Annotated in this window: 1 protein-coding gene; it reads right to left on the bottom strand. The window is 60.5% G+C overall.

Features of this window, described 5'->3' with window-relative positions; genetic code table 11:
* Positions 1-69: 69 nt before the first annotated feature.
* Positions 70-14,103: an Ig-like domain-containing protein gene (locus EYY67_RS04820; protein WP_131692965.1), complete on the bottom strand. Its 14,034-nt coding sequence runs from the start codon at positions 14,101-14,103 to the stop codon at positions 70-72.
* Positions 14,104-14,759: the final 656 nt, after the last annotated feature.

Here is a 14,759-nt window from a genome sequence, read left to right as displayed (position 1 = left end):
ACCACTTAATTACGCCGATTGATTTTTTGGTACTGCGCCTCCCCCTTCGCAGGGGGAGGAGTACAGAAATTAACTCTGTTGTACGTGCAGACCGTGCTGCACCAGAACGTCTCCCAGGGTGTTTGAGGCATCCATGGATGCGTTGTGGTACACGTCAAACGTCAGGCCATCGACGGTGCGTTGTCCGGTTTCACTCCATGCGCCGTCAGTGCCGATGTGCAGATTCACCAGACTGCCCTCGCCGCCTTTGATGATCACTTCATCGGTCGGGTTATCCTTCACGTTCAGCGCCTCATGCAGGTTCAGGGAAATGCTGTTGGTGCCGGAATTGCCCAGGTCGAAGATGTCGATATGCTCGACTTTCAGTCCGAGTACGGTCAGATCCAGATGCTGATTGGTGCCCGCCAGCAGTAAGGTATCGACACCGGTGCCGCCGTCGATTTGCGAGAAATCGAGGGTATGCACTGAGATGGTATCGTTGCCCGCGCCGCCGATAGCCACGCCGTCAGTTGCCGTCAGGTCGATGGTGATACCGCCAATGGAGAACGCCGTGTCCGCGTGCGCGGTAGTGTCTGCCGTGGTGGTGTCGTGCGTGGTGGTGGTTGAAGCACTGGTATCAGTTGTCACCAGCGGATCCGTCAGCGTGCTGGCGGCGTGCGTCACTGAGGTATCCGTAGTTGTACTGGTATCGGTGGTGTGAACCGCCGCCAGCGTATGGGTATCGTCCACTGACAGCGACTGAACCTGCGCAACGTTGGCGTCCGCCGGCAATGTTGAACCTACCGTCAGCCCGACGTGCGCATCGAATCCGTTACCGGCCGCATCGACCGCTTTCAGTTCAACCACCGCGCCGAGCAGTGCGTTCAGTAAGCCAATCACGCCGTAACTGCTCAGCAGTGCACTGGAAAGTTTCACTGTCCACGAACCGTCCGCCTGCACGGTTCCCGCCAGCGTATTGCCCAGCAGGGTCACACTGACCTGACCGCCCTGTGCGATGTTGCGGCTGGTCCCGCTCAGGGTCAGCCCCTGACCACCCAGAATGCCGCCTACCACACCGAGCGTCAGGCCGAGAACCGGGTTCAGTGCCACCTGCGGCAGTGCATGCGTCAGTACGCTCAGCGGGTTAGACACAATCGCGGTATTACCCACAAGATCCGCAACCGAGACAGAAACCTGCGTTGAGCCATCCGACAGCCCTTTCAGCTCTGCCGAGGTGAACGGCACACTCCACGCGCCGTTGGTGATGGTACCGGTGTGTGTTACGCCACCAATACTGACCGACACCGTGCCGTTGAGCAGGTTGGATGTCCCGCTGATGTTGGTGTTAACCCCGGCTTCGGCGGCATTGAGATACTGGTCTCCGCCAAACAGGGTATTGACCAGCAGCGTCGGCAAGGTGTGGATCCCCACCGTCGCCGTGGCGTTACCGCTGACGGCGTGACCGGCGGCGTTAGTCACCGAGGCACCGACGTTCAGCGTTCCGTCCAGCAGGCCCGACAGAGTGAGCTGCGGGACCGCCACGCTGAAGGTACCGTCGGCTTTCACCAGCGCCGTCAGGGTATTGCCGCCCACGTTCAGGGTCACGGTCGATCCCTGCGCGTTGGTGGTGGTCCCGCTGATGGTTTGGGTCAGCAGCGCATCTGCCGCGTTCAGCAGGCCATCGCCAAACAGCGGGTTAAGCGTGATGGTTGGCAGCGACTGCGACACCACATTCAGCAGACCGGTGACAGAGGCCGGGTTACCGGATCCGTCCGTCAGGCTGGCGACCACCGACTGCGTGCCGTTAACGATGGCGGAGAGATCGAGCGCCGGCACGGTGACACTGAAGATGCCGCCCGCGCCCACTGTCGCCAGATAGTTTTTGCCATTCAGGGAAACCTGAACCTGAGTGCCCTGCGCCACGTTGGTGGCGACACCGCTGATGGTCTGTCCGGTCAGCAGGTCAACCACATTCAGCACGCCGTCGCCGAACAGCGGGTTAAGGACAATCGATGGCAGGTTGTGGATACCGACATTCAGCCCCACGGTATTGGACGCCGTGTTGCCCACCGCATCGGTCACCGAGGTGACGATGGTCAGATTGCCGTCCAGCAGCCCGGCCAGTTGCAGCGGGGTCAGCGACGCGGTGAATTTGCCGTCACTGCCTACGGCGGCCGTCAGATTAATCAGCCCCCCGCCGATGTTGATATTGACCGTTTCACCGACATGCCCGTTGGTGACTGTCCCGCTGATAGTTTGCGTCAGCAGGGCTTCAGCCGCGTTGAGGATGCCGTCTGCACCGAACACAGGATCCAGCACAATTTTCGGTACCGCGTTGATGATCGAATTCAGCGTTCCGCTGGTGGTGCTGGTGTTACCGCCGCTGTCGGTCACGGAAACCCCGACCGTGAAGGTGCCGTCGCCGAGGGCTTTCAGGTCACCCGGTTGCAGGGTGATGCTGAACGCACCGCTGGCATCGGTTGCGCCGAGGAAGGTTTTCCCGCCCAGCGTCACCTGCACCTGCGTCCCGGTGGTCACGCCGCTGACCGTACCGCCAATCACCTGCGTGGTCAGTGCGTCAGCCGCATTCAGCAAGCCATCGCCCAGAACCGACGTGAGGTTAATGACCGGTTTGACCAGATCCAGCACCGCGTTCGCCACCGCACTGCCGACGTTGCCCGCCGCATCGGCGACCGTCACGCTGACCGCCGCAGTGGTACCACTCAGCAACCCAAGAACGGACGGCGGAACGGTGACCAGGAAATGCCCCGTCGCATCGACCACGCCGTTAATGGTTTGCGTGCCGACCTGCACGGCAATGGCGGTTCCCGCTGCCACGTTGGAGACCGTACCGCTGATGGTCTGATTCACCAGCAGATCGGCGATATTCAGCACGCCGTCGCCAAACACGGTGTTGAGCACCACCTGCGGCAGATTGTGGATGGCAATGCCCACCGGAACAGTGGTGGTGGAGGTGTTACCCGCCGGATCCGTCAGGGTGATCCCCAGATTCAGATTGCCGTCCAGCAACGCGCCCAAATCGCCCGGCTGGATCTGAAGGTCCCAGGTCCCCGCCGTCACGGTGGTGTTGTAGGTTTTACCGCCGAGGGTCACGGTCACCAGAGTGCCGTCAACCGCCGTCGCTACCCCGCCGATGGTTTGCGCCAGCAGCGATTCCGCCGCATTCAGCAGACCGTTGCCGCCAAACAGCGGATCCAGATCGCCCAGAACCGGAAGCGTTTTAATGACGTCCAGATTCAGCACGGAGGCTTTCACGTTGCCTGCGGCATCGGTGAGGTTAATGTTGAGCACCTGCTGGCCTTCACCCAGCGCACCGAGTAACGCCGCCGGAATGTTCAGCGACCAAGCGCCGTTCGCCCCGACAATCGCCGAAAGCGGCGTGCCGTTGATGACAGTCGAGACCACCGATCCCACGCCCGCGCCAATCGCCGTCCCGCTGATGGTTTGCGCCACCTGCGATTCCGCCAGATTGAGGAAGCCGTCCGTCAGCCCGAGACCGCTGGTCACATTCAGTGCCAGCAGTTTGTTGAAGAAGATATCCAGACCGGTGCTGACGCTGGTGGTGTTACCCGCCTGATCCGTCACGGTAGCTGCCAGAGTCAGGGTGCCGTCGTTGAGCAGAAGCAACTGCGCTGGCGTCAGGTTGAGCGTCCATGCCCCGCCCGGCTGGATCACTGCCGTACCAATTGACGCACCGCCGAGAGTGACGTTGACGGTCTGACCGTCTGCCCCGCTGGAGGTACCGCCGACCAGTACGTTGGCCAGCGATTCCACCAGGTTAATGACGTTATTACCGGCCACCACATCCAGCGCCAGTAACGGTGCGGCGGTATCAACGTTCACGGTATGCGGAACCGCCGTGCCCACGTTGCCTGCCGCGTCTGTCAGCGTCGCGGAGATCACGTTGGTCGCGCCGCTACCTTGTGGTAATGCCTGCAAATCGGCTGCCGGTACGCTGACGGACCAGGTGCCGCCTGCCTGTACGGTGCCGCTGTAGGTTTTGCCATTCAGGTTGACAACCACCACACGCCCCACGTCGCCGGCATCCGCCGCACCGGTAATCAGCTGCGCGGATTTCGACTCGGTGCTGTTGAGAACATCGTCGCCGGTAAAGGCATTGATCGTCACCGTTGGCAAGGTGGTATCCACCAGCACGCCTTGTGTGGCATTGGTTAATGGATCCAGTGTTGACGCGGTAACCGTCGTGGTGGTGCCATTGGTGAATTCAGTGGCAGCCACAGACACCGACCAGACGCCACCGGTGACCGTCGCCGTGTGCGCCACGCTGCCCACCGTCACGATAACCTCTGTGTTGTCCGGTACGTTCAGGGTTTTACCGGAAACGGTTATGTTCAACGGACTGCCATCCGCCACATTAATGATGTTGTCGCCGGTGACCGGATCGATACTGATGGAGAACGCTGGCGGTGTCAGGTTGACCGTGATTGGCGCTGAAGCCCCTGTTGCCGGGTTACCCGCCAGATCGCTCACCGTGACGCCGATCGTCTGCCCGGTGGTCAGCGTACCGAGTTCAGCCGGTGTCAGCGTCACACTCCATGAACCGTCACCCAGCACCGTAGCCTGATGGCTGATGCCGCCGACGGAAACCGTTACCTGCTGCCCCGCCTGCACGTTCACCGTGGTACCGGTGATGGTTTGCGTGCTCTGGCTTTCGGTATAGGTCAGGTCAAAACCGGCACCGGCGAAGGAGGTCACTGCCACCGTTGGCAAGAGCGTCACGGCAATGCCGACATCCGCCATGGCCGAACCGGTATTGCCGCCGCCGTCGGTGACGGTGACGGTGATTTCCTGCGGTCCCTGTGGCAGATCGGCGAGTTCGCCAGCCGTCAGAGGGGCTGACCAGTTACCGTTCGCATCCACCGTGACACCGGGGATCGTCAGACCGCCAATGGTCACCACCACGGTTTGATTTGCCCCCGTCAGCCCCGTCGTCCCGGTCAGGGTCTGCGTGACCCCGGCTTCGGTCGCGTTCAGGTAACCGTCGCCAAACGGCGTGTCGATGGTGACATCCGGCACGGTGAGATAGCTGGTGAATGGCAATGTCGCTGGCGTGGTGTTGCCTGCGGCATCCGTCACCGTCACGTTGATATCGTGCGTGCCACTGCCCAGAGAGTTCAGCACGCCCGCAGGCAGGCTGACCGCCCAGTCGCCCGTCGTCGGATCGACGGTCGCAGTATAAATGGTGCCGCCCACGTCGATGGTCAGTTTAACGTTCTGGTTATCGCCGGTGATCCCGGTGTTACCGGTAATCACATTCACGCCTCCCGCTTCCACGATATTCAGACTGCCATCACCAAAGGGTTGATTAATAACCGGATCCGGGGCAGAAAGATGCGACGTGAAGGACAGGGTGGCATCGGTATGGTTGCCCACGCCATCGGTCGCCGTGACGGTAATCAGGTGTGCCGCCGTCGGGGTGCCAAGACTGGCCAGCTGCACAGGTGTCAGGTTGAGGCTCCAGTTGCCGGTAACCGGATCAACCGCGGCGGTAAACGGACTGCCGGTCATGCCTGCAATCGCCACGCTGACGGTTTGACCTGCGCCTGTCACGCCGGTGGACCCGGTAAGCGTCTGGCCGCCCACAGCCGTCGATTCGGCAATGTTCAGCGTGCCGTCACCGAACGGCAGATTGATGGTCGGTGCCGGCACGTTGTGGATTTGCACGTCAACCGACGCCGTCAGCGGCGAGGTGTTGCCCGCGCTGTCGGTGACAGTCACGACGACCGGCCAGGTGCCGTCCTGCAAGCCCAGCAACTGCGCTGGCGTCAGGGTAACCGTCCAGGTTCCGGCAGCAGAATCCACATCCACCGGCACCGCGTTACCGTTAATCACCACCGTGACGGTCTGACCCGGCGAGGTAATACCGGTGGTACCGGTAATGGTGCCGCCCGCTGTGGCTTCATCGAGATTCAGCACGCCGTCACCGAACGGGATATTGATTCCCGCCACAGGCAGAACATGCGTCAGCGCCGTGAAATCGAGCGTACCCGCTTCACTGCTCGGGTTACCCGCACTGTCTGTCGCCGTCACCGAAATGGTGTGCGTGGCATCCGTCAGCCCCAGTAACACAGAAGAAGGCACCGTGGCGGTCCATACGCCATCCGCCCCGACGGTCGCGGTGACCGCCGTGCCATCTATCGTCACCGTCACGGTCTGGCCTGCGCCGACAATGCCGGTGGAGCCAGTGATCAGCTGGGTTGCGCCCGCTTCGGCGGCATTCAGCACGCCATCCACAAACGGCGTATTGATGGTCGGTATGCCCGGTTGGGTCAGTGCCACATTGAGGCTGGCGCTGGAAGAAGCCGGGTTAAGCGCCGTATCCGTCGCCGAGACGCTGATCTGTATTGGCCCGTTGTCCAGCCCGCTGAGCAGACCCGGTGCCACGACGGCAGTCCAGCCTGTTCCGAGGGCATTTACGACACCGGAGATCGGATCCGCCAGCCCCGGAATGGTGACCAGCACGGCAGTGCCCGCCGCCAGCCCGCTGCTGGTGCCGTTCAGGGTAAACCCGGCGGCCGCTTCGGCAATGTTCAGCACGCCGTCACCGGCAATCAGACCGACCGTCAGGGTTGGCAGTGAATGCGTGGCCAGGGTGAAATTGCCCGAGCCGGTGACAATGTTGCCTGAGGTGTCAGTGACGCTGACGCCGAAGGTTTTGTTGCCATCGGTGGTGAGCGCCTGCACATCCGCGCCCGGAATGGTCAGCGACCAGACGCCCTGATCGCTGGCGGTGGTCAGATAATCCTTACCATTGAAGGTCACTTTGACCGTCAGGTTAGGATCGGTGGTCCCGCTTACCGGGACGCCCAGCGCGGCTTCGGCCAGATTGATGATGCCGTCACCGCCGGTATCCACGGTCACGGTCAGCAACGGCGGAATAGTATCCACGGTCACATCGTGCGTGCTGGTGGCGACGTTTTGCGCCACGTCATCCGCAGTAGCCGTAAAGGTGTTGTTGCCGGACGGCATCGCCTGAACCTGCGCGGCGGTCATCGGGAAGCTCCAGCTGCCGTTGGCCTGCACGGTGGCCGTATAGGTCGCCGTGTAGTCTTCGCCGGTAATGACCACCGTCACCGTGCCACCCACAGGAATATGCGTGGAGGTGCCGCTCACGGTCATGCCCTGATTGTGTTCGGTGATATTGATGTAATCATCGCCGGAAATGGCGTTGATGGTCAGGGTCGGCAGGTCGCCCGGCTGGGCGATCACGGTGGCGTTATGCGACGCTGACGCCGGGTTACCGGCCAGATCAGCTGAAGTCGCTGTTACGGTAATCGGCCCGTCGGACAAGGTCGCCAGATCCGCCAGCGGCACGGTTGCCGTCCATTCGCCATTCGCACCGACGAGGGCATTGTAGTTTTTGCCGTTAAAGCTCACCACCACCGTCTGTCCGGCTTCGAGATTGGTGGATGTCCCGGTGATCGGGATATCCGCACCTTTTTCTACCGCATTAATGTAATCATCTTCCGACACCGCTGTGATGGTCAGCGTTGGCAAGTCAGCCGCCGCCGCATCCACGGTGAAGGAATGATTGCCGGTGGTGGTGTTACCGGCGGCATCAGTGATGGTCGCGGAGAGTGTGTAAGTGGTATCTGCCAGCGCCTGTACCACAGAACTTGGCAGCGTGAAGCTCCAGGTTCCGTCCGGCTGGACGATCGCCGTGTAGGTCACATTGTTGAAGCTCAGCACCACAGAAACCGTTTGTCCTGCATCCGGGATATCTGATGTGCCGCTGATCACCACCGGCTGCAAGGTTTCCGCCGCATTAATAATGTCGTCCGTCGCCACCGGATCAAAGCTCAGCGTTGGCAGCGTGTAATCCACGGTGATGGCGCTGTTGGCCGTACCCGCATTACCCGCGCTATCGGTAGCTGTGACCACAATGTTTTGCGGACCTTCGGTGATTAACTGCAAATCCGCCGCACTGATATTCACCGTCCAGATACCGGCCGCATCGACAGTCGCCGCATGATCCACACCGCCGATATTCACAACGACGGACTGACCTGCGCCCGTGACGCCGGTGGTCCCGGTGAGCGTCTGGTCGGTGTCTGCTTCGCGCTGATTGAGGAAAGTATCGCCGAACGGCGTATCGATGGTCGGCACCGGCACGTTCTGCGTCACCACTCCGATACTGACCGGTGGCAGCGTGGTGGTGTTGCCTGCCGCATCGGTCAGTTCAGCGGTCAGCGGATAACTGCCGTCGGCCAGACCGTCGAGGGTGTTCGCCGGAATGGTGGTGCTCCAGCTGCCGTTTGCCTGCACCTCTGCGGTATAGGTCTGGCCGTTGAAGGTCAGTGTCACGATCTGCCCGGCATCGGCCGGATCGCCGTTCCCGCTCAGGGTGATCGGCGCGCCAGCTTCAGCGGCGTTAATCACGTTATCCGTCGCCACGAGATCCAGCGACAGCGCTGGCGGCGTGAAGTCCACGTCCACCGAACCCGGCAGCGTGCCGGTGTTGCCAGCGGCGTCGGTCACCGCCACCGTAATCGTGTTGGTACCTTCACCGAGACCCTGCAAATCTGCCGCAGGAATAGTGACTGTCCAGCTTCCGTCGGTCGCCACGGTGCCGGTGTAAGGCGTGCCGTCAATGGTGACCGTCACCGTCTGGCCGTCGCCGGTCAGCCCGGTTTTCCCGGTCAGGGTCTGATCGGTCGCGGCTTCCGCGCTGCTCAGCAAGCCATCGCCAAACGGCGTGTTGAGCGTCGGTTGCGGCAAGGTGGTGTAAATGCCCAGATCCTGCGTGGTGGTGACCTCTCCCTGATCGGTGGTCACGGTGGTCACAATCACATGACTGGTGCCGTCCGCCAGATTCGCGACATCCCCCGACGGAACATTGACCGTCCAGTTGCCGTCGGCATCGGTCTGTGTGGTGTACGTCGCGGTGCCCAGTTTGACGGTGACGTCAGTGCCTTCCGGTACATTGGCGGTTTTACCGCTGATGTCAAAACCGGTACCCGCTTCGGTGGCATCGATTTTGTTATCGCCGGTGATCGGGTTGATGGTTACACCGCCCAGTGCGCTGTTCACGGTGAAGTCTTCACTGTTAACAGCAGGGTTACCGGCTTTATCCGCGACAGAAACCTCAATGGTTGCCTGGCCGTTTTGCAGCGTCTGCAAGGTCCCCGCCGGAATGCTGACGCTCCATGCGCCGCTGGCCTGCACTGTGGCTTCATACTCAATGCCGCCGACAGTCACGATGACCAGTTGCCCGGCTTCCACATTGGTCGTCGTGCCGCTGACGGTTTGCGGGTTGGTGCGCTCTGCGCCATCCAGCGTGCCGTCTCCGGCAAAGAGATCAATGTCGATGGTCGGCAGGAATGCCGGATCCGCTGTCACGGTCACCGGTGCGGTGGCGGTGCCTGCGTTACCGGCGGCATCGGTGACGGTCGCGGTCAGGGTATAGGTGCCGTTGGCGACGTTCGCCAGCGCATCCGCCGGAATGTTCACCGTCCAGCCGCCGCCTGCTGCCACGGTGCCGGTATAAGTGTGTCCGCCAATGCTGATAGTGACGGTATCCCCCGCCTCACCCGCCCCCGCCGTACCACTGACCGGAATAACCGCTCCGGCGTCGGCGGCATTGATGGTGCCGTCGCCCGCCACCGGCGTGGTGATGGTGACAACGGGCGCGACAGTATCGATGGTCACCGGCGCACTGATATTGCTGGTGTTGCCTGCCGCGTCAGTGACCGCAACCTGTACAGCGCCAGGTCCCTGCGGGAGGGTCTGCAAATCCCCGGCCGGGACGGTGGCGCTCCAGTTCCCGCTGGCATCCACTGTCGCAGGGTAACCATTACCGCCGATGGTAACGGTGACAGTTTGTCCGTCGCCGCTGACGCCGGTGCTGCCGGTCAGGGTCTGACCCGCCGCCGCTTCACTGGCATTAAGCTGGGTATCGCCAAACGGCGTATTAAGCGTGGCCGCCGGTACGGAATGAATGATCACGCCGAAGTCGCTGCTGCCGGACACCGGATTGCCTGCTGCATCGGTCGCGCTGACTTTCACGGTGTTATTGCCGTCATTGAGCAGTGCCAGATCGGCGGCCGGGATTTGTGCGCTCCAGGCACCGCCGACGCCAACCGTTGCCGTGTAGGTTTTGCCGTTCAGCGTGATGGTCACCACGCCGTTAACCGGCACGTTGCTGGATGTGCCGCTGAGGGTAATACCCGCCGCCGCTTCACCGGCATTAAGCTGGTTATCACCCGCCACCGGATTGACCGACAGGCCACTGAGCAGGTTGTTGACGGTCAGGGTTTCGCTGCCGGTCGCCACATTCCCGGCTTTATCCGCCACGGACACGCTGATTTGTGTGGTGCCGTTGGCAAGAAGCGCCAGATCCGCCGCCGGTACGCTGACGCTCCAGCTACCGCTTGGCTGAACCACCGCCGTGTAAGAGTGACCGTTGAGCAGGATCAGCACCGTCTGACCGGCTTCCACATGCGACGTCGTTCCGCTGAGTTGCTGTGCGGTTTTTTGCTCCGCGCCATCCAGCACGTTGTTGCCCGCAAAGGTATTGACGCTGATGGTCGGGCTGTTAGCCGCATCCGCCGCCACCTGCACGCTGGAATTGACCGTGGTGCTGTTACCGGCGGCATCAGACAGCTGAACTTTCACCGGATAGCTGCCGTCTGCCACGCCGTTAAACGCGGCAGCCGGGACGGAAACGCTCCACTGGCCGTTGGGTTGCACAATGCCGGTATAGGTTTCGCCGTTGAGGGTGACGGTGACCGTACGTCCTTGCTCAGAAATCGAGGCCGTGCCGGTGATCGCCACACCGTCCGCCGCTTCTGCGCCGTTGATGTAACCGTCGCCGGAGACCGGATTGACGGTCAGCGTCGGTGCGGTGAAATCTGCGCTCGCATTGCCGCTCACGCTGGCAGTGTTACCTGCGCCGTCGGTGGCATTGACGGTGATCGGCACATTGCCCGCCGGTAAAGCCTGCAAATCGGCCGCCGGCACTTTCACTGTCCAGCTACCGTCTGCGGCGACGGTGGCGTTATAGGTGTGACCACCCAGCGTAACGGTAACCGTCTGACCATCGCCAGTTTTGCCGGTGGTGCCGCTGAGGGTCTGTCCGGCGGCGGCTTCTGTCGCATTGAGCAGGCCATCAGTAAACGGGGTATTGAGGGTTGGCACCGGCGCGACGTTATCCACACCGACGGAGACGCTGTTATTGAGCGTCGTACCGTCCAGCGCCTGAACGCTGGCGGAAAGTTGCAGGCCAGCGGGATCCGTTCCCAGAGATTGTAAATCGGCGGATGACAGTGCCAGAGACCATTTGCCGTTTGGCTGCACCAGGGCAAGGCGGATCAGTGAACCGAACGTCACCGTCACCAGCGCAAACGGCGCGACGCCGAGCGTGGTCCCGGTGATCAAAATACCGTCATTGGTTTCGGTGACGTTGATGACGTTGTCGCCGGTCACCGGATCAATCGCGATGCCATTGTCAGTGGAATCCACCGTGAAGGTATCGTTGCCGGTCGCCGGGTTACCGGCTTTATCAGACACGCTGACATTGATGGTTTTCGTGCCGTCGGTCAGCGCGACCATATCGGCTGCCGGAATGATCACACTCCAGTTACCGCTGGCCTGCACCGTGGCTTCATAGGTATTGCCGTTGAGCGTAATGGTGACAATCTGACCCGCTTCGACGCGGGTCGTGGTCCCGGTCAGCACCTGAGCCGTCTGCACTTCTGCGCCATCCACGGCGTTATCACCGCCAAACGCATTCACCGTAATAACCGGCTGAACCGTGGCATCCGCGACAACGTGCAGCGGGCTGGTGCTGGTGGTGCTGTTACCCGCCGCATCCGTCAACGTGGCGCTGACGGTGAAATCACCGTTCAGACCGGTCAGGGTACCTGCCGGAATTTGCGTGCTCCATGCGCCGTTATCGCCGACCACGGCGGTAAAGGTATTGCCATCAATGGTGATGGTGACCGTTTTGCCCGCGTCAGCCACTGAGGCGGTACCTGACAGGGTCAGTGCGCCCGCCGCTTCGGCCAGACTGATTTGCCCGTCGCCCGCCAGCGGATTGATCACCAGTGTTGGCGCGACGGTATCGACGGATACGTTGGTAGTCAGCGAGTTGTGGTTACCGGCAGAATCGGTGACGTTCACCACCACAGAATTCTGGCCCTGCGGCAGGGTTGATACCGCCGAGGCTGGCAGCGTGACGGTGTAAGTGCCGTTTGGCAGAACCGTGCCGGTGTAAGTGTGGCCGTCGATCACCACGCTGACGGTCTGACCCGCGCCTTTCAGCCCGGTGTTACCGGTCAGGGTCTGGTTAGATCCCGCCTCGGTATTGTTGAGCACGCCGTCGCCGCCAAACGGTGGCGTCAGGGTGACGTCGCCCGGATGCGTAGCCACATTGACGCTGGCGTTGACACTGACGCCCGCCATGCTGACTTTGACGGTGGTCGCGCCATCGGCCAGCGCCTGCAAATCAGCCGCCGGGACGTTGATGCTCCAGGAACCGTTTGCCGTGGTGGTGCCGGTATAGGTTTTGCCGTTCAGCGTCACCGTCACGACGGTGCCAGCTGGGACGTTCGAGGCAATCCCGCTGATGGCCAGCGGTGACTGCGCTTCGGTCTGGTTAAGCTGGCCGTCACCGGAAATCGGGTTCACCACAATCCCGGCGAGGGACGCATTGACGGTCACATTTTCGTTGGTGGTGGCGGTATGGCCCGCGGTGTCTTTCACGGTCGCGTTGATGGTCAGCGTACCGTTTTCCAGCCCGAGCAGATCGGCGGCAGGCACGGAGACACTCCATTTGCCATTGGCCAGTACCGTCGCGGTATAGGTTTTGCCATTCAGCGTGATGGTGACAACCTGACCGGCGGTGACATGGGTCGTCGAGCCGCTGATGGTCTGATTCACCTGACGTTCCGCGCCATCGAGCACGTTGTCTCCGGCAAAGGCGTTCAGGGTGATGGTCGGCGTGGTACTGACCACCGAGGTATTAACCGTCAGATCATGGGTTACCGTGGTGCTGTTACCGGCAGAATCGGTCAGCGCGACACGGATGTCATACTCGCCGTTCGCCAGCGCCGCGACGCGGTTGGCCGGAACAGTGACCGACCACGCGCCATTGCTGCCGACGGTCGCGGTGTAATTCACGCCGTTCAGGGTGACGGTGATCGTGCGCCCGGCTTCTGACGCGGAGGCAGTACCGGAGACAACCAGCGGCTGGTTGTGTTCGGCAGCGTTGATAATATTGTCGCCGGAAACGGCGTTGACGTTGATGACCGGCGGTGTGGTGTCGACCACCACGGTGACGCTTTTGCTGATACTGGCGCCCGCACTGTTGGTCACTTTCACGGTCACCACGTAAGTGCCGTCCGCCAGTCCCTGCAATTCACCGGCGGTCAGCGGTAAATTCCACGCCCCGCCGCTGCCAATTTTTGTGGTGTAGGTTTTGCCGTTGATGGTCAGGGTGATCGTATCACCCGCTGCCACGTTGGTCGCCACGCCGGAGAAGGTTTGGGTGCTGCGCACTTCCGTGGCGTTCAGGCGGTTATCACCGGCGAACGCGCCGAGCGTCAGGGTCGGGGTATCGCCGCCCTCGTTGCCGCCGTTATTGCCGCCATTGTCGCTGCTGCTGCCACCACCGCCCCCGCCGCCACCTGCGGCAATCGCAATACCCGCACCCAGCGCGATAACGCCCAGCACGGCACCTAAGACCGCGGGATCAAAATTGGAAGAATCAATAACCAGCGCGCCCACGCCCGGAATGGTTTCATAGGCGGGAACAATCGGTACCGCAGCCGCAGTGGCCCCGGTATCGACAAAAGCGGCGTGCTCAATCGGATGCACGCCGTCATCGAAAATCAGTTCACTGTGATGGCCTTTGCCATCGGTGTCGAAGAAGCTGTGGTAGCGGACCGTGCGGCCATCCTTCATGTGGATGACCAGATCATTGCCGACACGCTCGTAGCTGGTGACGGCATCACGCGTGGCATGCACGCGTACGATACTGATTTGATTGAGGGTGACGTCCTGGCTGGAATTTGAAACCTGAGAGATTACCGCACCGTTTGTACGAGAAAGAACATCTGTCACTACGCTACCGTTCTGAGCCATGTTGTACCCCTGTAACACCAGTTGTTGCCCACACGTGCAAAGAACCGCTGTGCCGGTTATCGGGGCAGAGCAGTTCCACATGTATGAAGACCATTAAGAAAAATGGGTATACTTCCAACTGGTGTTTGGGACGTCATAGACTACAAAACAAACAAAATACAGCGTCGTTAATGCATTTATGTCTTTTTTTAGGATGCGTAAAAAACATCATTTCGGTAATTTTTTGTCCGAAACTCCATAAGTTATATGCATGATTTGGCTTAAGTGCCATAAAAAAAGATAATCAATGAGATTGAAAAATTTCATTAAAGTTAGCCAAAATATAAGTTTGACGGATTTAAAATCCTGTCCTAGTCACAATTCGCGCTAAACATAACTATAAAAAACAACATCTTTGCAACTTACCCATGAAGAGTAAGCGGGCTTATTATTAATAAAATCAAGTGTTAGACTCAGGCTTTAACCATCAAAATGACTTACCAATTGTGTGATCGTCTTTTAGATTTTCTGGCGTTAACCTATTTCACTAACAAATAATTAAGACTATGTGCAATCACAGTAACTTATGCTTTCTGATAAAGTGTCCGGTCAGTCAGACAGGTGGAATGTGAGTCACCCTTCTTACGTACAGCAAAAAGGATTTTACCGTCATGTCT

The sequence above is a fragment of the Rahnella victoriana genome, assembly GCF_004330295.1.
In the GTDB taxonomy this organism is placed as follows: Bacteria; Pseudomonadota; Gammaproteobacteria; order Enterobacterales; family Enterobacteriaceae; genus Rahnella; species Rahnella victoriana.
This window is presented reverse-complemented; position numbering and strand designations above follow the sequence as displayed.

Excerpts from the sequence above, each read along its gene's own strand:
- EYY67_RS04820 (WP_131692965.1), bottom strand. The coding sequence starts at position 14,103 with ATGGCTCAGAACGGTAGCGTAGTGACAGATGTTCTTTCTCGTACAAAC.